This is a genomic window from Candidatus Dadabacteria bacterium (genome assembly GCA_026706695.1).
Lineage (GTDB): Bacteria > Desulfobacterota_D > UBA1144 > Nemesobacterales > Nemesobacteraceae > Nemesobacter.
Genome location: JAPOYE010000110.1, coordinates 25378 through 48514 on the forward strand (window position 1 = coordinate 25378; position 23137 = coordinate 48514).

21 protein-coding genes and 1 tRNA gene are annotated in these 23137 nt (G+C 51.9%); 8 read left to right on the forward strand and 14 right to left on the reverse strand.

Annotated elements, in window-relative coordinates; translation table 11 throughout:
• Nucleotides 1–22 precede the first annotated feature (22 nt).
• Both OXG10_08635 and OXG10_08640 read left to right on the forward strand, forming a co-directional pair.
• Nucleotides 23–397 (forward strand): DUF2237 domain-containing protein, encoded by a 375-nt coding sequence (locus tag OXG10_08635; protein ID MCY3827420.1) that lies wholly within the window; start codon nt 23–25, stop codon nt 395–397.
• A 40-nt stretch (nt 398–437) separates the two neighbouring features.
• A complete protein-coding gene (locus OXG10_08640) occupies nt 438–1649 on the forward strand; it encodes a cofactor-independent phosphoglycerate mutase (GenBank protein MCY3827421.1) in 1212 nt (403 codons plus the stop codon).
• Between the two features lie 6 nt (nt 1650–1655).
• Here the strand turns inward: OXG10_08640 and OXG10_08645 are convergent, their stop codons facing one another.
• From OXG10_08645 to OXG10_08655, 3 genes are all read right to left on the reverse strand, one after another.
• Nucleotides 1656–2564, reverse strand: coding sequence for an outer membrane beta-barrel protein (locus OXG10_08645; GenBank protein ID MCY3827422.1), 909 nt, complete (start codon nt 2562–2564; stop codon nt 1656–1658).
• A gap of 70 nt (nt 2565–2634) precedes the next feature.
• On the reverse strand, nt 2635–3405 hold the full coding sequence (gene mazG / locus OXG10_08650; protein ID MCY3827423.1) for a nucleoside triphosphate pyrophosphohydrolase: 771 nt from the start codon (nt 3403–3405) through the stop codon (nt 2635–2637).
• A gap of 15 nt (nt 3406–3420) precedes the next feature.
• On the reverse strand, nt 3421–4551 hold the full coding sequence (locus tag OXG10_08655) for a Xaa-Pro peptidase family protein (protein MCY3827424.1): 1131 nt from the start codon (nt 4549–4551) through the stop codon (nt 3421–3423).
• A 504-nt stretch (nt 4552–5055) separates the two neighbouring features.
• Between OXG10_08655 and OXG10_08660 the strand changes: the two genes are divergently transcribed.
• The 3 genes from OXG10_08660 (at nt 5056) to OXG10_08670 (ending at nt 8443) form a co-directional block, all read left to right on the forward strand.
• A complete protein-coding gene (locus OXG10_08660) occupies nt 5056–5610 on the forward strand; it encodes a hypothetical protein (GenBank protein ID MCY3827425.1) in 555 nt (184 codons plus the stop codon).
• 389 nt (nt 5611–5999) lie between these two features.
• A complete protein-coding gene (locus OXG10_08665) occupies nt 6000–6323 on the forward strand; it encodes an iron-sulfur cluster assembly accessory protein (GenBank protein ID MCY3827426.1) in 324 nt (107 codons plus the stop codon).
• 272 nt (nt 6324–6595) lie between these two features.
• On the forward strand, nt 6596–8443 hold the full coding sequence (locus OXG10_08670) for a hypothetical protein (protein ID MCY3827427.1): 1848 nt from the start codon (nt 6596–6598) through the stop codon (nt 8441–8443).
• A 176-nt stretch (nt 8444–8619) separates the two neighbouring features.
• On the opposite strand, the gene OXG10_08675 is transcribed toward OXG10_08670, so the two are convergent.
• The 5 genes from OXG10_08675 to murQ all read right to left on the reverse strand — a co-directional run bounded on the left by OXG10_08675 (nt 8620) and on the right by murQ (nt 14697).
• Nucleotides 8620–9240, reverse strand: a complete 621-nt coding sequence (locus tag OXG10_08675) for an NADH-quinone oxidoreductase subunit I (GenBank protein MCY3827428.1) — start codon at nt 9238–9240, stop codon at nt 8620–8622.
• 34 nt (nt 9241–9274) lie between these two features.
• Nucleotides 9275–11017, reverse strand: a complete 1743-nt coding sequence (locus tag OXG10_08680) for a Na+:solute symporter (GenBank protein MCY3827429.1) — start codon at nt 11015–11017, stop codon at nt 9275–9277.
• Nucleotides 11014–12462 (reverse strand): glycoside hydrolase family 3 protein, encoded by a 1449-nt coding sequence (locus OXG10_08685; protein ID MCY3827430.1) that lies wholly within the window; start codon nt 12460–12462, stop codon nt 11014–11016. Before OXG10_08685 ends, OXG10_08680 begins: the two co-directional genes overlap by 4 nt.
• A 71-nt stretch (nt 12463–12533) precedes the next feature.
• Nucleotides 12534–13715, reverse strand: a complete 1182-nt coding sequence (locus tag OXG10_08690; GenBank protein MCY3827431.1) for an anhydro-N-acetylmuramic acid kinase — start codon at nt 13713–13715, stop codon at nt 12534–12536.
• 58 nt (nt 13716–13773) lie between these two features.
• Nucleotides 13774–14697, reverse strand: a complete 924-nt coding sequence (murQ, locus tag OXG10_08695; protein ID MCY3827432.1) for an N-acetylmuramic acid 6-phosphate etherase — start codon at nt 14695–14697, stop codon at nt 13774–13776.
• A gap of 101 nt (nt 14698–14798) precedes the next feature.
• On the opposite strand from murQ, the gene OXG10_08700 reads away from it, so the two are divergent.
• Nucleotides 14799–14872 (forward strand) — tRNA-Gly (locus OXG10_08700).
• 127 nt (nt 14873–14999) lie between these two features.
• Here OXG10_08700 and OXG10_08705 read toward each other — a convergent pair.
• The 5 genes from OXG10_08705 to OXG10_08725 all read right to left on the reverse strand — a co-directional run bounded on the left by OXG10_08705 (nt 15000) and on the right by OXG10_08725 (nt 19180).
• Complete coding sequence (locus OXG10_08705; GenBank protein MCY3827433.1) at nt 15000–16220, reverse strand: transcriptional regulator; 1221 nt, start codon at nt 16218–16220, stop codon at nt 15000–15002.
• 2 nt (nt 16221–16222) lie between these two features.
• Nucleotides 16223–16516 (reverse strand): type II toxin-antitoxin system HigB family toxin, encoded by a 294-nt coding sequence (locus tag OXG10_08710; GenBank protein MCY3827434.1) that lies wholly within the window; start codon nt 16514–16516, stop codon nt 16223–16225.
• Between the two features lie 346 nt (nt 16517–16862).
• Nucleotides 16863–17477 (reverse strand): GtrA family protein, encoded by a 615-nt coding sequence (locus tag OXG10_08715; GenBank protein MCY3827435.1) that lies wholly within the window; start codon nt 17475–17477, stop codon nt 16863–16865.
• An 83-nt stretch (nt 17478–17560) separates the two neighbouring features.
• On the reverse strand, nt 17561–18334 hold the full coding sequence (locus OXG10_08720; GenBank protein MCY3827436.1) for an acetoacetate decarboxylase family protein: 774 nt from the start codon (nt 18332–18334) through the stop codon (nt 17561–17563).
• 69 nt (nt 18335–18403) lie between these two features.
• Nucleotides 18404–19180, reverse strand: coding sequence for an MlaD family protein (locus tag OXG10_08725; protein ID MCY3827437.1), 777 nt, complete (start codon nt 19178–19180; stop codon nt 18404–18406).
• Nucleotides 19181–19331: 151 nt separating this feature from the next.
• On the opposite strand from OXG10_08725, the gene purH reads away from it, so the two are divergent.
• On the forward strand, nt 19332–20897 hold the full coding sequence (gene purH, locus OXG10_08730) for a bifunctional phosphoribosylaminoimidazolecarboxamide formyltransferase/IMP cyclohydrolase (GenBank protein MCY3827438.1): 1566 nt from the start codon (nt 19332–19334) through the stop codon (nt 20895–20897).
• A gap of 163 nt (nt 20898–21060) precedes the next feature.
• On the opposite strand, the gene OXG10_08735 is transcribed toward purH, so the two are convergent.
• Nucleotides 21061–21300 (reverse strand): helix-turn-helix domain-containing protein, encoded by a 240-nt coding sequence (locus OXG10_08735; protein MCY3827439.1) that lies wholly within the window; start codon nt 21298–21300, stop codon nt 21061–21063.
• A 405-nt stretch (nt 21301–21705) separates the two neighbouring features.
• Between OXG10_08735 and OXG10_08740 the strand changes: the two genes are divergently transcribed.
• Nucleotides 21706–23137 (forward strand): ATP-binding protein (locus OXG10_08740; protein ID MCY3827440.1); only part of this gene is annotated, 1432 nt, incomplete at its 3' end.

Consider the following 23137-nt stretch of genomic DNA (forward strand, 5'->3'; position numbering starts at 1 on the left):
AGTCTTTTACCGAAAACACGGGATGAAAACGGAAGAGAAAAACATATTCGGCGAAGAGCTAAAAGAATGTAGCACGGATCCGATGACCGGATTTTTCAGGGATGGCTGCTGCAGAGCGGCAGTCGAGGATGTGGGGCTTCATCTGGTCTGCGCGGAGATGACGGAGGAATTTCTCGAATTTTCGAGATCCAGGGGAAACGACCTCATAACCCCCCGCCCCGAGTTCGGTTTTGATGGGCTGAAACCCGGAGACAGGTGGTGTCTTTGCGCGCTTCGCTGGAAAGAAGCACTTGACGGCGGTGTGGCTCCCCCGGTTTTTCTTCAGTCGACCCATGAATCGGTGCTCAAAATCATAGATCTCTCGGATCTTAAAAAATACGCCGCCGACATATCCTGAGCCTTGATTCCCCTGAATTTACATATACCCTCTTCTCACCGTGAAATACCTTGTCCTCCAAGGCGACGGCATGCCCGACCACAAGCTCCCCGAGCTTGAGGGAAGGACTCCGCTTGAAGTCGCCGCCACTCCCAACCTTGACGCGATCGCCAAGCGGGCCGAGATTTTCGGAATCGCAAAAACCATTCCGGATCCTCTCCCTCCGGGAAGCGACGTGGGAAACCTGGCGGTGCTGGGCTACGATCCCACGGAATACTACACGGGAAGATCTCCCCTTGAAGCTGCGAGCATTGGGATTTCGCTCGGGGAGACGGACGTTACGGTGCGATGCAATCTTGTAACTCTCGCGGAGAGAAACGGCCGGACGGTCATGGAGGACTACAGCGCCGGGCACATAACGGACGATGATGCGGCCGGGATCATCGAGGATCTAAAAAAAGAGTTCGACGGGGAGGAGTTCTCCCTAAGCCAGGGGGTAAGCTACAGGCATCTTCTGCTCTGGCGCGGAGGAAACAGCGGTATTCAAACGACTCCACCTCATGACATTTCCGGAAAGGAAATCGCTCCCTGGCTTCCTTCGGGAGACGGGGCGGAAAAACTCCTGAACCTCATGGAGAGATCCCGGAGGATACTTAAAGACCACCCCGTGAACGCAAAAAGAAGAGCCGAAGGGAAAAACACCGCAGACTCCATATGGCTCTGGGGCGAGGGGACAAAACCCGACATGCCGTCCCTTCAGGAGCTTTACGGAATCACCGGGTCAGTGGTATCGGCGGTCGACCTCGTAAAGGGGATAGGAATATTCGCCGCGATGGAAGTGATCGAGGTTCCGGGAGCGACCGGGTACCTCGACACCAACTACGCGGGAAAGGTGAGCGGCGCTATTGAGTCGCTGCAACGCGTGGACCTCGCAATGATCCACATAGAGGCAACGGACGAAACGGGTCATGTCGGAGACGCGAGCCTTAAAATACAGGCGATCGAGGATTTTGACCAAAAGGTAGTGGGGCCTGCACTCGCGGGGATGGAGCAGTTCGGCGAATACAGGGTGCTGGTGCTCTCAGACCATCCCACCCCCATAGACCTCAGGACCCACTCGAACGAACCCGTCCCATTTGCCATACTTGATTCCGCGAACCGCTCGGTAAAGCATGACTCTCTTGTTTATACCGAGGACTGCGCCGCGGCAAGCGGAGTCTATGTAAAAGAAGGCTGGAAGCTATTGGGAACGCTTGTCGCCAGACAGGAATAAAGAGCCTCAGAGGTAATACTTGAGCCCGACCGTGAAGGTCCAGCTGTCTGTGTCACCCACTTCGAAATCGGTCGTAAGCGGCGTAACGCCGTCGGCGCGTATGGGTTCGTGGCCTCTGACCCGCTTCCAAGACAGGTCGTCGCGGTCAAAATCGCTAAGGCGCGTCCAGCGGGCCTTGGCGCCGACTGAAAGATCGTCGCTGAGCGCGTAGTCGACTCCGCCCACAACCTGAAAGCCGAACCTGGTTTTTCCCAGCTCTGTATCTATGTCGCTGACCGTACCCGCCGCGGCCATCTGCCACGGTTCCGTGCCCAGATCGCTCCTGCGCAAAAATCTGGCAGAGTAACGCATTTCCGTCGAACCCACACCTATACCGCCCCCGATATAAGGCGTAAAGGGCGAGTCGTTGCGCAGGTCGTAGTAGGCGTTCAGGAAGAAATGATGAGCGCTGAGGTCATACACGCGTTCTGAAGGAAGATCGTTCTCGTCCCATTCGCTCTCCTTCTGATCAAACGTTTCGCCGCCGCCGGAACCGAGGCGCGCGAGCCTTCTCTGCGAGCCCTGGCGGCGGTTTAGATACTCCGCCTCAAAACGCAGCCCGTTGCCGAATGCGTAACCAAGGGTCGCGCCCCCCGCGAAGCCAGCGCCGGGGGCAAACACGTTTGCAATGATAGTTGTCTTTTCGGTGGTGCACTCCGCGTCCATCGGTGGAGTCGCACCGGAAGGGTAAAGGAACGAATCGCATCGGGTTGGATGATCAATCAAGGACTGGGAAACGTCCATGTCTCCCGACTTTGAAAAACCCGCTTCAAGCCCTACATAAAAACCTTCCGCCGCTCCATCCGTCACCGACAAGGTGGCCGCCAAAAGAACCGCCACAAGCCAAAGACACCCGTTGCCCGTAAAATGTCTCATATATTTTCTCCTTGTATCTCTCAATTCAAGAACCGTTCACGGGCAAAGAATACCCCTGAAGCGAGGGAAACTACGTCTTTTTTACCTCTTCCCAGATCTCGTCCATCTGCTCCATGGAAAGAGTGCTTATTTCTTTTGCCCCGGTCCGCGCTTTCTCTTCGAACCGGGAGAATCTCTCTATGAACTTCTCGACGGCCCCATGAGACGTAGTCTCGGCGTCGATGTCAAGATGTCTTGCCAGATTCACTACGGAAAAAACAAGATCTCCCCACTCCTCCCGGGATCTGTTTTTCTCTCCGGCCTCCATTTCCCGTTCAAGCTCAAGCAGTTCCTCTTTTACCTTAGCAAAAACCGAAGAAACGTCGTTCCAGTCAAACCCGGCGCGGGCCGCTTTCTCGCCAACCCTCTGCGCCCTCATCAAAGAGGGCATGGCTCTCGGTATTTCCTCCAGATCGGCCCTCCCTTTTTTTTCCTTGAGCTTCTCGGCGTTCCAAGTCCTTAAGGCCTCGTCCGCGTCCTTGGCTTTTTTCTCACCGAACACGTGAGGGTGCCTTCTTATGAGTTTGTCGTGGAGTCTCTGGGTAACATCGCCTATGCCGAATTTCCCCTCTTCGCTTGCTATCTGGGAGATGAAGACAACCTGGAAAAGGAAATCTCCAAGCTCCTCTACGAGTCCGTCCGTATCCCCAAGCTCTATTGCCTGTATTACCTCGTAGGCCTCTTCGAGAACGTACGCCCGAAGCGACTCGAGCGTCTGCTCCCTGTCCCATGGACAGCCTCCCGGAGCGCGCAGACGCCTTGCAAGCGAAACTATATCGTCAAAAGTCTTTTCCTCTTTCATAACTCCTGAGGCACCCTAGACCCGAAATTTCTTCGAACACCGGGTCAGGTTCTGGTTTCCGTCCCGCGTGACCAAGACCACGTCCTCTATCCTGACTCCCCCGAGACGCTCGTAGTAAAGACCGGGCTCTACAGTAACAACATTTCCCTCCTTAAGAATCTCGTTTCCGGGACCGATTCTCGGCGGCTCATGGATGTCAAGCCCCAGACCGTGGCCCGTGGAATGTATGAACCCTTCGGGGCTTCCGGAACCCGAAGCCGTGGTAGGAAACCCCCGTTCCGTGAAGAAATCTATTACCGCGCCGTGCACGTCCTTCGATCTCACGCCGTCTTTTATCATGGAGAGCGCGATTTTCTGACCGCGCAAAACGGTGTCGTACATTCTCAGAAGTTCAGCCGAGGGCTCGCCCTTAACAACCGTCCTCGTCATGTCGCCGAAGTAGCCGTTCTCCTGGGATCTCGGGAAAATGTCGATCACCACCGGCCACCCGGCCTTAAGAGGTCCTGAGCCCTTCTCGTGGGGCATGGAGCCCTGAACCCCTCCGGCCACTATGGTGTTTGAAGCCAGATACCCCCGTTCGGCAAGATAGGAGCTTATGGCGGAACGCACTATCTCGGAGGTAAGGGGCTTGCCGTCGCGGTAAAGCACGGAACCCTTCACCACTGAATCCGATATAATTGAAATAGCAATCCTCATGGCCCATGCCGTAGCGTAAAGCGCCTTCTTTATGAGTGAAACTTCCGCCGGGGATTTCCTGAGGCGCCCGGGAAAAAGAAAATCCGTTTTCGCGGTCCTGACGAAAAAACCGGCTCCCCGGAGCGCGTCGGCATAGGAAACCGGAAAAAACCTCTGGACAACCAGGCTCCTTACCCCTCTTTCCCTGAGAATTGCCGCGGCCACCTCGGCAATACCGGGCCTTTTTCTCTTGCCACCGCGAATCTTGGCAACCCACTCCCCAAGTGAGATGACCCGCTCTACTCTTGCCTCTTTTTTCCCCCGCTCAAGCTCAAGGTCGCTGAGAACCAGTGTTCCTTCCCCGTCGTGTTCAAAAAAAATAACAGGGTCCGGAACGAAAAAGCCGGTTCTGTGGTAAAGGTCAGAGTTGCGCTCGCTCGAATCGATTATAAGGTAGGCCGTTTTGCTCACGCCGAAAACTATACAATAAACCTGGGCAGCGGGGCAAACTAGCGCCACTGCTTACCGCTTACGCTTGTTAGCAATAAACTAATTGTCCGGTCTTAGATTTTTGGTTGCAGGAGGGATCTACGAACCGGACAGAGTTACTGCTTAACTGACTTCTTCTGAACAAATGCTTGACAATGCACATTCATGTTAGTTATACCGACGTACGTACCTAGACCGACCTGAACACCATCCGTAGATGAGGAAACCACCATCTACGAGGAATTTATGGAAGATAAAGAAAGCTAGCATTGCGTTCTATTGCACATATTGATATAGTGAGGAATGGGCGGTAGTCAAATATGCTAGTAGGCTATCTGACCAGATACTAACATTCACCATTCACCCTTCGCATCTACTGCCCCGTTTGATATGGGCGATGAGAGAAACTTTGCTATTTATTGAATTCTTTATCCTGTGTTTAGTTGAGGCAATGGTTTTGGCTTACTGTTAATGGAGGTTTTTATTGTGAAAAGATTTTTGCTTTTATTGACGGCTTTCTTTGTCATAGGTTTGGCTTCTTGTGATGACGATAATGGCTCAGACATGGAACCTGAGCCCACGACAATAAAGATGAAGGGTTTCTTTAACAGCGTTGATGAAAACAACATGGATGACTGTCAGAGTGAGGACCTGAATTTGATAGTGGAAGATGAGGTAGTTGTTGGCAGTTCTAATTTTGCTGCATCAGGGGAAACGGGCGAAGTCTTTGATGAAGCGGTGTTCGGATATATAGGTATAAAGACTCAAAACCGTATAGCCGCCTCTTACGTAACGGCAACGAGAGAAGGGGAACTTGTTAATCCCGGAGTTCTCTATCTTAGGAAAAGAGGGGATTTATATGTTGGGTTTTGGGGTGGAGGAGCTACACGTCCGGAAGGTAATCCGTCCGTTGTTTGTCCGTACATAATGGTTCCGCAGGAGATGGTCGAGGAAGGTGGCTGCGAAGCTGAAGCTTATGCAGAGCATCTTAAAAATGAGGATGGTTCAATAAAAGCCTGTGTAATGGCCCCAAATAGCTAATCCGTTAAATGAGTGACGGACCTGTAATTACGATAACAGTGGAAATTCCCGAAACTGTTAGTCAACTTCCTCCTGGCGATGACGATCAGGAATTTGAAATATGTCTATATAATAATGGAAGGCAGCTTCGACCAAATCTTGTAGCGGCTTCACGCCGTCTGAATGGCTTCGTAGATATGCTTGACCATATGCGTTCGTTTTTTCACGTTTCTTACGATTCATAATTAAAACCTCCTTGAACTTCATTTGAGTTCATTGACTTAAAGACCTAATTACCATTTAATTTGTTTCCTACACTTACCGCTTACGCTTTGACAATCGTCCCCGGCAGATGTATTTTGTTAGTGGAGTGGTAAAAGAAATTTACACTGCGAGGAGGCAGAGGAATTATGTTTTCCGTAACTCCCAAAGCCGTAGATGAAATAAAAAGGCTGCTTGCCGAAGACGACATCGAAAATGCGTTTCTCAGGGTAAGGATAGTGCCCGGGGGCTGTTCCGGGTTTTCCTACGAGATGGGATTTGACGACGAGACCGATGAAGGAGACAACTTGATCGAGTCCGACGGCATAAAGGTCGCTATCGACGAGATCAGCTACACCTATCTCGACGGATCGGTTCTTGATTTCAAGGATGGTCTTGACGGAAAGGGCTTTGCAATCGAAAACCCTAACGCGACCGGTTCCTGCGGCTGCGGACAGTCTTTCACCGCATAGAAAAATCCGCAACATCCAGATTTTCCCCACAAAACCTTTGCCGGATCCCGCGGCGAATCTTGGCGCGGAGGATTCATTGAATGTGGACGGGCCGGAAAAGCAGGCTTTTTGTCTGTGAGGCGTTGTGTGGGGTAACGGATCATGGTTTCTGTATTTGCAAAAAACCGCAGAAACCAGATTCTCGGAAAAACGTATTCTTTTTCGGATAAACAGATTTGATTATATACTTATACAGGCAGCAGACCTGCTAGGCAGTCGGCACAGAGTACATCATGGCATCAACGGCAAAAACACTTAAGGCCCACGAAGAGGCAAAAAGCTACGACAGGATCAAGTCAAAACACCTGATCGGAACCATCTTCACCGACTTTACTCCTTGGAACAAGCTCTACGGATTCAGAAACTTTATCCACGCCCCCTCAGGGAAGAAGATCGAGTTCGCTAACGATCCCGCCGTCATAGTAGGCACCGCAGTGTTTAAGGGCACCGGTGAGGAAGTGGCCGTAATAGCCCAGCAGACCCCCTCGAGCGAAAAGGAAAGAACTACGCTTAACTATGGAATGGTCAAGGCCGACGGCTACGGGCTGTCTTTGTGCATGATGGAATACGCAGAGCAGCACCGTCTCAAGCTCTACACGTTCATCGACACCATTGGTGGAGATCCCTATGAATACTCGGCCGAAAAGCTTCAGTCCTGGCTGATTTCCTACTGCCAGTCAAAGATGATCTCCATAAGAACGAAAACGATAACCACGGTGCTCGGGCTCGGGGGAAGCGGCGGCGCGATCGCCATACAGCTGGGACACAGGAGGCTCATGCTCTCGAGAGCCGAATATTCCGTAATAACGGCCGAAGGCTGTTCCGCCATCCTTTTCAGAAGTGCGGACAAAGTGGCGGAAGCGCTTGAGGTGCTGCAGCCCACGGCGACCCACATGAAGAAATACGGAATAATAGACGAGATAGTAAAAGAGGCTCCTCTTGGAAGAAACAACTACATCCCATCGACACTTAAGAACCTGCAGGCATCCCTGACCGCCGCCTCCAATGAAGTTGACCGCTTCGACGTGAGGCACCTGCGCCAGGAACTGCGCAGGAAAATCGAGAAGTGTGGCCGCATAAAAAAGCGGGAGAGACTCTACGGGGGGATCGCAAAGAAAATAAAGGCCTGGCTCCCTAACTACTTCAGCGGAAGAAAGGAAAATCCCGATATCTCGGAAATGCAGATAGCCATCTACGGATCGGAACCTCACTTCTGCAACGACGAAAAAGACGGTCAGGGAAAAATTATACGCCCCGGTTGCAAGAAACAGCTTACGAAAAAGGAACTGCACGCGAACAATTCCTCGTGTCCTTACTGCGGCCGCCCCGAAGCGCTTAGTTCCGATGACTATCTGGACTTTCTTCTGGACGAGGCGTCCTTTCACGAAGTAGAACCGGGTCTTTCCCTTGAGGACGTGGATTCGGTCTACAAGTTCTTTAACTATTCGTCTTCAATACAGAAACTCGCCGGGAAAACCGACTCCAAGGATTCCCTTGTAACGGGTTACGGGACCATGTTCGGCATACCCGTGGCGGTGGCGGTCTGCGACTTCCGTTTCATGGGCGGGTCAATGAGTTCCGTCTTCGGCGAGAAGATGAACAGGATCGTCAGCTACGCCATAGAAAACAGGCTTCCCCTGATAACGATAACGGTAAGCGGAGGAGCCAGGATGCAGGAAGGCACCGTGGCGCTGTATCAGATGGCGAAAACCATATCAGCGATTATGAGGCTTAAAGAAAACGGGCTTCCGAACATCTCCATACTCGGCCACCCGACGACCGGAGGAGCCCTCGCGAGCTACTCGGTCCAGGGAGACTTTATAATAGCGGAGAAAAGAGCGACAATCGCATTTGCCGGAGACCGGGTTGTAAAGCTCACAAGCGGCGGACGCGGGGTCGATCCGAAAATAATGTCCTCTGAGTTCTACGAGGAAAGCGGCGGCGTTCACCTGGTGGTCGAAAGAAGCAAGATAAAACCCGCGATCTCCGGGCTGCTTAAGTTCAGGGGTTTTAAAAACAGTCTGGACACCGGGGCATTTCACCAGCGCCTGGACGATGGATTCGAAGACGACTGGCTTTAGTCGTCCGAAACATCTCCCACAGAACTGATCAGAAGTTAACTTCTCCTCTCAGGATGACTCCATGCTCGGGCTTTGCGGTATTACTCTGCCTGCGTACGGGTGAAGATTGCTCAAACGGGCATGCTATGTATGGAGCCGGATGAATAAGTTTGGTCGGAAACCCTGAAGCGGGCGCTTCATGTGGCCGGAGGCGTATCCGGTTTCTCGGAGTAGGTGCCGTCAAGTCCCATTATTTTTGAAATTTCCTCTGGGGAATCGAGTATCTCCCCTTTGCCCATCTTGTAAAGAAAGTTCGCGTTGTCCCTCGGGGCGTCGCTTTTTACGTTAGGGTCGAAGAAAACCCCTTTGGTGTGAACGAGTCCCGCGCGGTTATACGAAGAGAGTTCATACTTCATTCCCATCCGAAGCGCATCGCACGGGCAGGCCTCGACGCAAAAGCCGCAGAAAACGCAGCGCATGAAATCTATGTTGTATACCTTGGGCCTTCTCTCGATTCCGTAATCGTCCGCGGGTTCCGAGACTATGGAGATAGCCTGGGTGGGACACGCGATCTCGCAGAGCTTGCACGCAACGCACCTTATCTCGCCCTCGTCATCGGCAGGCATCACGTGAAGCCCCCTGTAGTTCTCGGGAAGCGCTTTTACCTCCTCGGGGTATTTCACGGTTATCGGCTGGTGACGCGTGATGTGCCTTATGGTGATCATAAGGCCCTTTAGCACCTGGGGAATGTAAAGCTTCTCCCAGAAAGAAAGCCGCGGTCGCTCAAGCACTTTTACGTTTATCGCCATAGCAACCATCTATATACCACAGAAAGGGAAAATACTGAAGCCGCTAGCGGAAAAAACTGCCGCGGCGGTAAAGGATGAGGGCAAGCGCAAGTGCCGAGCCGCAAAGAAGCCAGAGCGCGGTTTCTACGTCTCCCAGAACGAGCTTTCCCGTCCCTATCATGAAACAGAGAAGAAAGGATACGACAAGCGACCAGTTAAGAAGAACAGAAGAGAAGACTCCCCGCCCCGGCGCAATCCCCGCTTTCTTGCGGACAGGGGACCAGAGGCCAGGGGGCCTTACCCTCGAATAGAATTCCGAGAGTTTTTCCCAGGACTCGGGAGCGGTGACGAAAGTGGCCGCAACCCAGCAGGCTATCGAGACGGGAACGACAAGTATCTGGTGGCGCAGTTCAAGCGGAATGCCTCTGGCCTCTGTGTAGAGAATCAGAACCAGTATGGTCGCAAGCGACGATGCAAGCGCCACTATCTCGCTCCAGGCGTTTATCCTCCACCAGAACCACCTGAGTATGAGCACAAGGCCGATTCCCGAACTCATGGCCCAGAGAAATATCCAGGCGTCCCCTATGTTTTTTATCTGAAGCGCCACTGCGCCCGCGATAACGGCAAGCACCACGGTTGCGATCCTCGAGACCGCCACGTAATGGCGCTGCGGGGCGCTTTGCCGCACGAACCTCCTGTAAAGATCGTTCACTAGATACGAAGCCCCCCAGTTAAGGTGCGTCGATACCGTGGACATAAACGCCGCGAGAAAGGAAACCAGCAGAAGACCCCGAAGACCCGGCGGGAGAAAGTCCCTGATCATCACAAGGTAAACTGACTCATCATCCCCTCCCGCCACTCCGGCCGCCTCGGGAAAGATTACCACCGAAGCCAGTGCAACCAGAACCCACGGCCAGAGGCGAAGCACATAATGGTTAAGCGCAAACCACGCCGTGCCCGCAAGGGCATGTCTCTCGTCTTTTGCGGAACAAAGCCGCTGTATGAAGTAACCTCCACCGTCAGCGTTGTGGGAGGACCACCAGACAACAGTCATGAAAATAAGGAATGTGAAAAAGTCAGAGGAAAAAAACTCTTCAGTGCCTGCAGCCTGCGTGATGAACATGGAGGTCTGCTCGGGGGGAAGCTCCGCGATTTTGCTTACGAACTGCCCGTACCCTCCGACCGCGTCAGAATTTATTACCACGACCGCGAGTATGATCGTGCCGCCGAGGGCTATCGCGTACTGTACGAAATCCGTTATCACGACTCCCCAGAGCCCGGAGAAGACCGTGTAGATGAGCACGATTCCTACGCAAAGCGAAACCGCGTATATCTGCCCCACTCCGAAAAAGACCTCAAACACCTTGATCATCGCGGTTATAACCCACCCCATCACTATGAAATTAAAAATCGTCGAGAAATAAAACGCCTTAAACCCCCGGAGAAACGCGGCGGGGCGGCCCCCGTAGCGAAGCTCTATCAGTTCGTTGTCGGTTATAACCTGAGCCCTTCTCCAGAGTCTCGAGAAAACCACTATCACGAGCGCGTGGCTGAAGATGTAGTTCCACCAGAACCAGTTCTTCCATATCCCTTCGGTCCTTATCCACCCGGTTATGGCAAGCGGGGTGTCGGCGGCAAAAGTGGTGGCGACCATCGAGGTTCCAAGAAGCCACCAGGGAAGCCCGCGCCCCGAAACGAAATAGTCTGAAAGACTTCCGGACGCCCTCCTTGAAAAATAAAGGCCTACACCCAGGGAAAAGACCAGGTAGAGGCCGAGCAGCATCCAGTCTACGGCGTGGAGTTTCATGGATCTATTCTCACCGGAAGCTTAGCAGCCGACGTCCGCTCTCCCGCAAGAATTTCCGCGGCAGCGCGGCCCGCCGCGCGCGAGGAATCGAAAAGCGAGATCACGGTATCGAAAAAGGGAAACTCGGCTGCGGGATAGGGAGAGCCGAAGGTAAGCAGAATTTTTTCATCCGGAAAGGAGGAAAGACCGTTTACGTAATCGGCTATCGCCGGGGGAACAATGCAGTTCTCCGTCCATCCTGCCGGGGCTGCGGATAAAACGCACACGAGCGAGGAGACATTTTCCCTTGGCGGCAGTTCGGGGCAGCAAAAGCTCTTCTCCAACGTCACTCCTCCCTCGGAAAATCCCTCGCGAATCCCGGCCAGAAGCTCCTCCGTATCTTCCCTGCCAAAATGAAAGACCGAGACTTTTTCGCCGCGAAGTCTGCCTCCTCGAACAACACAGGCCGAGCGGCGGGCGATTTCCCCTGCCTCCTCGCGGTTTTTCTTAAAATCGGGTGGCGGAACTTCCTCCCCGCCCGAGGCGAAAAGCCCCTTCGCGTAGGATATCCTGGAGAGAGATTCTCCCCGGGCCGGATCTTTAAAAAAGTCATCCTCCGCCCTTCTTTCGAGGAATCCCTCTGGGTCCCTTGGGTCAAGAACTATGTCCACTCCGCTCGCAAGAGCCGCCAGAATGTTTTCCTCCTCCCGCTCATCCCCTCCCAGCGCGTCCATTCTGAAGGAATCCGAGACGATCAGGCCGTTGAATCCGAGTTTTCCGCGCAGAAGGCCCCGCAGAATCGGTTCCGATAGGGTGGCAGGGACTCCGAGAGGGTCAAGGGCGGTATAACAGACATGGGCCGGCATCACGCAGTGAAGCCTTTTCGCAATCGCTTCCCGAAAAGGCAGAAGATCCGATTCCATGAGACGCTCAAGAGACCTTTCGACTGTAGGAAGGCAGGCATGTGAATCCTCGAGTGTGGCGCCGTGGCCCGGAAAGTGCTTCCCGCAGGCTAGCACTCCCTCTTTCTGCATGGTCTCCGCAAAAACTCCTCCCAGTTTCGAGACAACCGCGGGATCATCAGAGAACGCCCTTACGTTTATTATCGGGTTTTGTGGCTCGGAATTAACGTCAAGAACCGGAGCGAAGGCAAGATTTAGCCCGCAGTATCTCATCTCCCGGGCCGTTATCATAGCCTGACGCTTCAGAAGCTCCTCGTCGTCCATCGCCCCCTGGGCCATCGCGAAAGGAAAAAGAGTCCCTCCCGAAACGCGCTGACCTAGGCCCCTTTCAACGTCGCAGCCGAAAAAAAGCGGAAACTCGGAAAGATCCGAAAGCCTCCGCGTGGTCTCCCTCACCCGCTCGACATCCCCATTGAATATTATGAAGCCGCAGACACCGAAATCCCGCGCGAGACGCTCCGCCCGTTTGACCGAGCCGGGGTCCCGAAAATCGATTCTCGGCATAATAAACTGTGCCGCACGCCGGGACGCGGGGATATCTTTTGACGAAAAGACTGAAGGATTCTCATACATTTTTACAAGATATTCTTCCCAATCGAGATTTTTCCGAGAAACGTGGCATCCCGGGCTCCCGTAACTGCTGGCACGTTCGTCCGGTTTCCACACACGGTTTCATTCGCAAGCACCGCGAATCCTAGAGCTTCCTTGGCATCTGCGGGAATGCCGTATTCATCCGAGAGGCAAAGCCGCGTCGGGGCGAGCTTCTCACGAAGTCTCGAGACCATTACGGAATTTCTGGCGCCGCCGCCGCTCAGCACGACTTCTTCCACATCCGCACGAGGGTAAATGAATCTTTCATAGGCAGAAACTATGGAGCAGGTAGTAAACTCAACAAGGGTGCGCAGGAGATCGGGAAGAGATACCCCTTTTTTCTGGGCAAGGGAAAAAAGCCTCCCCGCCATCCGCTCCCCGAAAAGCTCCCTGCCGGTCGATTTAGGGGGTTCTATATCAAGGTACGGATTTTTCATGAGCCTGCGGAAAATGTCCTTATTAACCGAACCCTTCCCCGCTATCGTGCCGTCTTCATCGAAACTCCTCTCGCCCCCCGAGGCAAGACGCACCACCGAGTCCATCAGGGAATTGCCGGGTCCCGTATCGAAAGCCAGAAGCTCCCCGAGTTTTTTCGTGACCAGAGTGCAGTTGGAAATGCCCCCTATGTTATGGGCTATTACGTTTTTACCGGTTCCGGAGAACAGCAGGTAGTCGACGTAGGGGATAAGGGGCGCTCCTTCTCCGCCCGCCGCCATATCCCTAGTCCTGAAATCTCCCACCGTGGTAATTCCCGTGGCCTCGCAGATAACGTCCGCTTCGCCCAGCTGAAGGGTCGAGGAAACCTCCTGTCCCAGAGAAGGGGGGTTATGAAAAACCGTCTGGCCGTGGGTGCCCACCAAGTCAATGTCGGTCGTTTTGAGTGCCGCCTTCCGCAGAAGATCAAAGACCGCCGCGGCAAACTCCTGGCCGAGCAGGAAATTAAGATCGGACAGTGAGGCGGTGTTCAAGGCACCGGGAGAGAGAAGGAGCTTCCTTGCGTCATCGGAGTATTCCCGGCAGATAAAGTCCTCAACCTGTACTTCTGTATCCTCTCCCGAGCCGCGAATCCTTACCAGCGCCGCGTCAATACCGTCCATCGAAGTCCCGGAAATGAGACCGACGGCCAGTTTTTCCTTCTTCGAAATTATCGGACGAAGCCAGTTCACGCGGAAAAAGTTACCTGATGAAAAAAGGATTTAGCAGACGGAATGAGCATGGGGCCAGTTACGAATTCCCCGCCGAGCGGGATATGCCCCTTAGGGTTTTCTTCAAGTACCCGCCGTTTTCCCGCAGCACTTTGACCGACTCTTCGGGCAAGAGGCCGCCGAGTTTCATTACCACGGCAACCTTGAGATTTCCGCCGGCTTTCTGGAAAAGCGAGGCAGCCTCCTCTTCCCCCACGCCACATATGTCCATTATGATTCTCCTTGCCCTGTCGACAAGCTTTGACGATGTGGGCTTAAGGTCAACCATCAGGTTTCCGTAAGTTTTCCCGAGAAGTACCATCGCGGTCGTCGTAACCATGTTAAGGACCATCTTGGTAGCGGTAGCGGCCTTGAGCCTGGTGGAACCCACTATCACTTCAGGACCGACAAGAAGGGGTATGACCAAGTCGGCCGGGGTGTTCTCTGGCTCGCTGCAGCATACAAGTATGCTTGTGCAACCAACCGTCTTTGCATACTCAAGAGCTGATATCACAAACGGCGTACCGGAGCTCGCCGCGATTCCCAAGACCACGTCGTCCCCCGAGAGTTTTTTGTCACGGAGGGCTTCCACGGAAGCCGTAGCGGAATCCTCAGCACCCTCGACCGAGTTCCATACTGCATCCCGCCCTCCCGCCATAACCGCCTGCACCGTTTCGGGACCCGTTCCGAAGGTAGGCGGGCATTCGGCAGCTTCCATTACCCCGAGCCGCCCGCTTGTCCCCGCCCCGACGAAAAAGACCCTGCCGCTACGCTCAAGGGAGCGGAAAACCATTTCCGCTGCCTGGGAGATGGAATCTTTTTCCCTGGAAACGGCCTCAAACGCCGCTTGGTCTTCCCCGCTTACAAGATCAATGATCTCAGAACATGAAAGTTCATCGATACTGACCGTCCTCGGGTTTACTTTTTCTGTGAGCAGGTGTCCTGTCCGGCGAGTCTTTTCCACAGGAAACATTATATCTGAAACATGCGCCGCTTATCCGGAGAACCGTCCGCGGTGCCGGGTTTGATTTGTAAGCGATATCCGTATAGAGTGCTTTGGATATTGCGGGTGTAGCTCAGCTGGCCAGAGCATTGGCTTCCCAAGCCAAGGGTCGCGGGTTCGAATCCCGTCGCCCGCTCTCACTCTCTGAAGGCTGTATTTGAATTCTGGTTGTCGCACTAATATCAAATCCGCCCGATTTGTATTGATGATTCTGCTTTTCCCAATCCGAAAAAATTAAGTTCGTGGAAAAACATTTAGAAATATCATAAGAGGGTAAATTGTCGGCGAATCTCTCCAGTACCAACAAACTGAGAGAGCAGGCGGTAGTTTCCTTGTTCATGGCGAACCCTGCCAGCCACTATTGCCGGATGAATATTTAAAGCTCTTGCCAGATTCATAACGGCTACTGCGGTAGTTGGCTGCTTGCTGGCCTCGCTGGTATCCCAAACTGCTTTTGGTATTAATGCTTCCTTAACCCATTGGTCTGCTTGTGTCTCCATTTCATCTTGTAACATAGATCTGGCTCCGCCCAAACTTAAATCATCAAAAAAGGCGTCCCCTTCGTTATTGTCAATATGAAGTCCAACATGGGCTAACTCATGTAAAAGACAGAACCAGAAATTATCAATCCGGTCATAACGTAGAGTAAGACCAATGACTGGCCTCCCGTCACTGCCTCGCAGTGCCGCCCCATCAAGATATGTCTTCGGCAGATGCCTGACTGTCACAAAAGAAATACCGTTGTTCGCCAAGAACTCCGCCGCAAGTCGCGGTCCTTCTTCCGACCAGCTCATTTGTGCAAGCTGACTCAGAAAATCCAACGTTACGGTTCCGGGTTTGTAAGCCACCTCGGGACGATTCTCGTTCGCCGCACCCAACACCTTCCAGCACCATGCCTTGAGCGCATACGGATCCGTTTTGGCATTTAGGCGACGGTAATCATTCTTTCGGTAAAAAGCAGCATAAGCCACATCCCGACCACCTGCACGTTCAATCAGTTCACCAATAATTTCTTCAGCGCGCTCCTTCAAGTTGGGAACACTTGGAATCCACTCCCACTTCGCCATAGTTTTGAGTGGGAACCGGCCCCACTGAATATCGTCCTCGGGATTCTCAAGCCCTGCATCCGAATTGCGAATCAGCACTTCGGCTGGAATACCAATATGTTCATGAAGAGCTCTCGCCATAGGCATAGTTATGGCGCGTTTCCCGGAAAGCACTTCGGAAACCCTCGCACGGCTTCCTATGAAAGGAACCAAGTCGCGCTGATTCAAACCTGCCTGCTCCATGCGAAATTTGATCGCTTCAATAGGGTCTGGATACCCCATTGGCACATGTTTGCTCTCGTAGAGCTCAACAAGGTCAACCAGAACATCAAGTTCTCCGCCCTCGGGACTATCTAATTCGGCTTCAAAGATTTCGTCGATACGAGCCAAGGCAGCTTCATAGTCTTCCTCGGTACGAATTGGTTTTACGTTAACCATTTTTATACCTCCTCCGCATCTATACGATCATACTGCGCGTGGGTTCCCACGAAACGTATATAAACCACGCGGTATTTATAGTTAATTTTCACGACTAATCTGTACTTATTGCCCTTTATGTTAAAAACCACTCGATTGTCCCCCAAGATACTGGCACTACGGTACTTTTCTTTTACCTCGGCAGGAGTATCCCAATCTTCTTTCTCAACCTCGCGATACCAACTGAGAAGTGATTGCTCTGCATCTTTATAACACTCATAAAATTCCCGCAACCTTTTCTTGGCTATAATTCTCATGTAGCAACTTATATCGCTCCCAATTTAATTTGAAGTACTTCGCTCCCAAACTGATACAATTCTAACTTCTTTCATTCAAATGTCAAACAGTAAAATTTTGGTACAGACTTCATATAGAAAAAGAGGCTTAGTTCTTGTTTCCTAGACGAAGTGTTGCATTTAAAAAACTACGGGGTAATGCAAATTGGCATTAAAAGCGATCGATTGAAATAACACAACAGCTATGGAGCCGTTAACATTAAAAACGCTGTTAATTTAAGGTTTGTGACAAATGCAGTTTAATTCACGTCTCAACTTCGAGAGTTCTAAAATCAAACGATTTATCGAATTGAAAAACCAGAACCAATCAAGACCTTTTCTTAAAAACCAGATACTTAAGGCCGAAGAAGTTCCAGAAAAGCGTGAATATCAAGGATACCGCAGCTCCTATGTTCGCCCACACCGTGGACGAGATGGAGCCCCCCGAACCTCCAAATTCGGCAACCACGTACGAAGCAACCGTAACGTTTATCACGAGCCCCACGCCCACGACGGCGAAGAACCTTATGAACTGGTTCATCCATCCCTCGACCTCCTTGCTGCGAAACGTCCAGAACTTGTTCCACGCATAGCCGTTAACGTTTGCCAGAATAAAGGAAGCCGCCTTGAAAACCGAGTAGAGGATCCCCTCCGCCACCCCGGAATAATAGATGAGCAGGTTAAGTATTCCGAAGTCGATTACGAGGTTAGAAAAACTTATGACGCAGAACTTTGCGAACTGGACCAGCGAGGACCAACGGGAGAAAAACCCGAGAAAAAGAAAGTGGATCACGGGACTCAGTATGAACATCCCCCACTGCACTCCCACAAGCTTGGAGTACACTCCGGGCATCTCGGCGCGAAGCGTGAAGAAGAGAAGCAGTATGAAAAACGCGTTTATCTCGCTTATTACGAATAAAACGGGATAATCCGATCTGGTCATGGGGGTTTTCGGGGAAAAAAAGGGTTGTATCCCGAAGCAAGAAGCTTCGGGATACAACCCTGAAAAATGTACTTACCTTACCTTCAGTTAACTACCTGGTACTGGGGGTAGACGAAGCTTCCCTTGGTCCAGATCGCCCAGGTCGGATCCGCAAGCGGCTTAAGCTTGTGAAGCGAATGTCCCTCGGGAGCCGTGAACGTTATTTTCGGGTTAGCCATTGATACCGTTCCCCCGTTCCACGGGATCGGGTACTTGACCACTCCCTTGTCCTCCATAAACCCGAAGTAGTTAAGGTGTCCTCCGCCGAATCCTCCGAGTTCGCTTCCGACCTCGGCCGTGGCCTCGATCATCGACTGTCCGCCGATTTCAAGCTTTGTCTTAAGCACTCCGTTCTCTACCACGGTGGTGGTCATTCCCTCCTGAGCGGGAATTCCGACAGGCTTGGTGAACTCCCTCATCGTGGGAGAGCTGTTGTAGTAATGAACGAAGTACCTTCCGGGGTAGGTTATATCGGAATCCATCACGTACGAGTTGTGACCTTCAAGCTCAATCGTCAGATAGGTGAGCGTGTACGCCCCGAATCCCGAGGTCTGGTTCTTGTCGGGAACCGTGTACATGTTTATGACCACGTGATTGTTCGGATGGGGCTTAAGACCCGCCGGAAGCATCGATTTCAAAACCTCCGGGTCGGCCTTGTAGGCTGCGATGAACATCCAAGCACCGGTTACCAGCTGCGGGCCCGGAAGCGAAAACGACTTGGCCGGGGCCGGCGGGGCCTCACCCGAGTGCGTGGCCGTGAGCGGAACGGCACAGAAAACCAAAGCAATCAAAAAAACCAAAAACCTTCTAGCTAACATCTTTATTACCTCCTTAAGACTTTCTGATTCAATATCAAGACGTCGCCGGAAGCAAGGTCCGCTTGAACCCTAATGCTCTCCCGACGCCCTCTTCTCCTTTTCTTCTATCATATACCTAACGGCGGAGCGAACAAACCTGTTTCTCTCCGCCTCCCCCAGCACTCCTTTAAGGGCGTCGTGAACCGAGGGATCGACTATAAGTGCCCCAAGCGAACCTTCTCCTTCCCTGATCATCCGGGAAATCTCGGCCAAGTTGGAGGAGAAGCTCCGCATGTCGGCCGCAAACTGCTCGTCGTAGATGAGAGTATGCAGGAAATCCTCCCGCTTCTCATCCGCAAACGCCCCCACTATCTTGTCGAGACTCCTGGAGATGGACGTGAGGTTAGTAACGAATTCCTCTGACTGGCTTATTATCTCCTGCATCTCGGGCGACGTGTAACCCCTGATCACGATCCCGTCGCGGGCCTTGCCTATGCTCTCTCCCTGGCCGGGAACGATCTCGACGAACTTCGCCCCCAGAAGTCCTTCGGTCTTGATCGTGGCGTGGGAGTCCTTCGAGATTCTGGAAAGCGCCCGCTTGTTGATTTCCATTATGACCTGAACCTTCCCGAGGGAAGAATCGTCCGAGAAACGGATGGTCGACACGGATCCCACTCCCACTCCCGAGAGTCGCACATAGGCACCCTCGAGCAACCCAGCCGAGTTGTTAAAGTAGGTCTTTACCTTGTACTCCCTCTCAAAGAGCTCTTCCTGGCCGCTTATCGTGAAAACTCCGTAAACGAATATAGCGATCGATGCGAGGACGAAAACCCCTACCTTGAGTCGGGCCGATTTCTGCTTTTCCATCTGCGCTCACCCGGCGCGGCCGACACGCCTGATCTCTGATATTGTACCATATTGTTTGCAAGCAGAGAATTGAAAATCCGGGCGACTGTGATAACCTGAATTATTCCTTTCCATCCGAGGCACGCCCCGATTCCGAAAAGGAGTTTATTTCATGACAAAGATAAAAAGAGCGGTAATAAGCGTTTACGACAAAAAGGGGATAACCACGCTCGCAAAGGGCCTGGGGGAACTCGGCGTTGAGATGCTCTCAACCGGAGGGACCGCCAAGAGGCTTAGGGACGGCGGGGCGAAAGTGACGGAAATATCGGACTACACGGGGTTTCCCGAAATACTTGGAGGAAGGGTGAAAACGCTTCACCCCAAAATACACGGAGGCCTTCTTGGAATGAGGGACGATGAGCGCCACCTTGGGGAAATGGCCGAGAATTCCATAGAGCCGATAGACATGCTCGTGGTCAACTTCTACCCTTTTGAGGAAGTGGTCGCGAAAGAGGGAACCACGTTTTCTGAAGCGATAGAGAACATAGACATAGGCGGGCCGGCGATGCTTCGGGCCGCGGCGAAGAACCACGCGTCGGTAACCGTGCTCACCGACCCCGAAGACTACGGTGCCGTGCTCAGGGAGCTTCGCAGAAACAAGGGAAAAATCTCCCCCGAAACCAATTTCCGCCTCTCGGCAAAGGCCTTTTCCTACGTCTCGAGGTACGACGCGGCGATATCGAATTATCTCTCGTTCCTCGAACCTGACGGCGAAAGAAACCCGCTCCCGGCGACCTACACCCTCCACCTCGAAAAAAAGCTTGATCTTCGCTACGGGGAGAACCCCCACCAGCTGGGGGCCTTCTACACGGAGGGCGGCATAGAAGGGGCGCACTGCGTTGCAAACGCCAGACAGCTCCAGGGGAAAGAGCTTTCCCTTAACAACATATACGACACCGACTCCGCCTTCGAGCTCGTAAGGGAGTTCCAAGAGACCGCATGCGTAATAGTGAAGCACAACAATCCCTGCGGAGCGGCACTCGGGAACACTCCGGCAGAGGCGTTCTCCCGGGCGAGGGAATGCGACCCGGAAAGCGCTTTCGGCGGGATAATCGCCTTTAACAGGGAGGTTGACGAGACCGCGGCCGGGGAGATAGCCGGCATGTTCGCCGAGGTCGTGATAGCCCCCGGTTTTTCTGAGAAGGCGCTCATGCTGCTTGGGGCAAGGAAGAACCTGCGGGTGCTTCTTTCGGGAGGCATGGATATCGGCGGGGCGGGCATCTGGGACATAAAGAAAGTGACGGGAGGGGCGCTCATACAGCAAAGCGACAGGGGATGGGGAGATGATTTTTCAGAGATAAAGGTCCCGACCAAGAGAAAACCCACCCCCGAGGAAATGGAAGATCTGCGGTTCGCCTGGAAAGTCTGCCGGCACACCAAGTCAAATGCCATTGTCTACGCAAGAGACCTCCGGACGGTGGGCATAGGGGCGGGGCAGATGAGCAGGGTAGATTCAGTCAGGATCGCGGGGATGAAGGCCCGCACTCCGACCGACGGCTCGGTACTCGCTTCTGACGCGTTTTTCCCTTTCAGAGACGGAGTTGACGAGGCGGCGCGTGCGGGAATCACGGCAATAGTGCAGCCCGGGGGATCCGTAAGGGACGACGAAGTGATAGCCGCAGCGGATGAGCACTCGATGGCGATGATCTTTACCGGAAAAAGGCACTTTAAGCACTGAGCACCTGCCGGTTAAAGAAAGGATTGGGCGATATTCTTTCTTTACGGAAGCTCTAAAGAAAGCTTTTGCGGTTTCCCTTTCTTAAGGAGACCTCCAAGAAGAGGGTTCTTTCGCTAGAGATAAGCAACGGAAAACGCTTAGCGCTTGGTGACCTCGCGATATTTCACCTCTCTTGACAGCCAGAACTCCGCACTGCCGCCAACGCCCGTTCCAGTCGAAACGCGGCATCCTCCGTAATCGCCGCCTTGCCTTGTACAAGCCGGCTTACGTGCTTTGTCGTATAACCGGTACGGTCTGCGAACTTAGCCTGAGCCCAGTTTTTCTCTTCGAGAATGTCAAGAATCGTATCTCCAGGCGGAGACAAACGCCATTTCGGTTCAAACCGATCAAGATTTTCAGTCATGACAGTCTCCTATAAATACAATCCGTATTGGTTTCAATGGGAAACTATATACAAGGTTACAATTATCTCTCTATTCAGCTATTTGAACGAGTGTGGAATAAAGATTTCTTAAGGAAAAGCCTAGCCAACATTTCACAACTTCACTAATTAACCTAGGAAGTTCCGTGATTATAACTTATCTCGGAAAACCTGACTGTCACAGCTAAGAGATGTTTTTGCAGAATCAACCACAAAAGTTTTCTACACACTTTTTGCTATCAAAAAGATTTTTCGACTGTCTAAAGCATTCCGGCTTCTGCCCTCGTGAAAGCTACTCTTATTAAGCCATTGCTTTTATGGTTAAATAAAGATAATCGACTATGCTTATTTGACTTTTCTTTTCTCACCGTTATCATACTTAGCGCTATGCGGAAAGTTCCCGAAGAAGAAATCCTCAAGCGGTTGCGTGTTGACAACCCTTGGTGGAAGAACCGAAACAATGTCAGGTGGAAAAAATATCCTGAACGGGTCTATTTAACCCCGTTTTTCGAACTTGTATACAGGAAGAAAATTAACAGGGCGATTGTGCTGATGGGACCGCGCAGAGTCGGTAAAACTGTTATGGTTCACCAGGCAATTGCCAAGCTAATAAAGGAAAAAGTTCCACCGCGGCGGATTCTCTACGTTTCTCTGGACAATCCTCTGTATTCAGGCCTCTGGCTTGAAAAAATACTTCTTATGTTCTCCGAACTAAACTCTTTAACGCAAAAGGAGCGTTGCTATGTTTTTTTTGACGAGATTCAGTATTTAGGCGACTGGGAGAGACACCTCAAATCCTTAGTTGATTCCTACCCGCAGCACCGTTTCGTAGCTACCGGTTCGGCTGCTGCTGCGCTAAAACTGAAAAGCAATGAATCCGGAGCCGGGAGATTCTCTGATTTTACACTTCCTCCTCTCACGTTCTATGAATATATAAGATTCTCGGACACTAATAAAAAATCCCCTTTTCTGCAAAAAGACGGTTCTTTTGAACCCAGAATTCTCGAAAAAATTGAAGATTTAAACAATGAGTTCATAAATTATATAAATTTCGGCGGCTACCCAGAAACCGTATTTCTGAAGGACGCCAGAGAAAACCCCCGTTTCGTCAAGGACGATATTATAGATAAGGTGCTTCTGCGGGATTTGCCAAGCCTGTACGGAATTCAAGACATCGCAGAACTAAACAGGCTGTTTGTGACGCTTTCCCACAACACGGGACAAGAAGTTGACCTGCCTGGCATTTCTCAAGACTCAAACGTGTCGAAAGATACGATATTGAGATATCTGGAATATCTGGAAGCAGCTTTTCTGATAAAACGCGTAAATAGGGTTGACAGAAGTGTCCGGAAGTTTAAAAGAAACCACACATTCAAAGTCTATTTAAGGAATGCCTCGATGTACCCAGCGCTGTTCGGTTCCGTGAGTAAGAGCAACAAAGCCGTCTTGGGAAGATTGGTAGAGACAGCTGTTTTCAGCCACTTTTTTCATTTCGCGGAATATCTAAACCCACATTATGCAAGATGGAAAAACGGAGAGGTTGATCTGATAATCATGGACGTACTGGGAAAACCCATTCAGGCGGTTGAAATCAAGTGGTCCAACAGACCGCTTGAAAACCCGTCTCAGCTTAAAGCGTTGCTTAGTTTTGGCGAAAAAAACCAACTTAGCAGTTCGAAAAAATTGATTTGCTGTACTCTTACCAAACTCGATTCCCGGACATACGGCAATAAAGAAATCGTGTTTTGTCCGACAAGTTTTTTCTGTCTTCTGTACGGACAATCTCTGGAAAGTCCGGAATTCAGAAAAGCTTTGATTG

Coding starts and splice junctions, on each gene's coding strand:
- OXG10_08635 (MCY3827420.1), top strand. CDS start 23: ATGAAAACGGAAGAGAAAAACATATTCGGCGAAGAGCTAAAAGAATGT.
- OXG10_08645 (MCY3827422.1), bottom strand. CDS start 2,564: ATGAGACATTTTACGGGCAACGGGTGTCTTTGGCTTGTGGCGGTTCTT.
- mazG (MCY3827423.1), bottom strand. CDS start 3,405: ATGAAAGAGGAAAAGACTTTTGACGATATAGTTTCGCTTGCAAGGCGT.
- OXG10_08665 (MCY3827426.1), top strand. CDS start 6,000: ATGTTTTCCGTAACTCCCAAAGCCGTAGATGAAATAAAAAGGCTGCTT.
- OXG10_08670 (MCY3827427.1), top strand. CDS start 6,596: ATGGCATCAACGGCAAAAACACTTAAGGCCCACGAAGAGGCAAAAAGC.
- OXG10_08675 (MCY3827428.1), bottom strand. CDS start 9,240: ATGGTTGCTATGGCGATAAACGTAAAAGTGCTTGAGCGACCGCGGCTT.
- OXG10_08680 (MCY3827429.1), bottom strand. CDS start 11,017: ATGAAACTCCACGCCGTAGACTGGATGCTGCTCGGCCTCTACCTGGTC.
- OXG10_08685 (MCY3827430.1), bottom strand. CDS start 12,462: ATGCCGAGAATCGATTTTCGGGACCCCGGCTCGGTCAAACGGGCGGAG.
- OXG10_08705 (MCY3827433.1), bottom strand. CDS start 16,220: ATGGTTAACGTAAAACCAATTCGTACCGAGGAAGACTATGAAGCTGCC.
- OXG10_08710 (MCY3827434.1), bottom strand. CDS start 16,516: ATGAGAATTATAGCCAAGAAAAGGTTGCGGGAATTTTATGAGTGTTAT.
- OXG10_08715 (MCY3827435.1), bottom strand. CDS start 17,477: ATGACCAGATCGGATTATCCCGTTTTATTCGTAATAAGCGAGATAAAC.
- OXG10_08720 (MCY3827436.1), bottom strand. CDS start 18,334: ATGTTAGCTAGAAGGTTTTTGGTTTTTTTGATTGCTTTGGTTTTCTGT.
- OXG10_08725 (MCY3827437.1), bottom strand. CDS start 19,180: ATGGAAAAGCAGAAATCGGCCCGACTCAAGGTAGGGGTTTTCGTCCTC.
- purH (MCY3827438.1), top strand. CDS start 19,332: ATGACAAAGATAAAAAGAGCGGTAATAAGCGTTTACGACAAAAAGGGG.
- OXG10_08735 (MCY3827439.1), bottom strand. CDS start 21,300: ATGACTGAAAATCTTGATCGGTTTGAACCGAAATGGCGTTTGTCTCCG.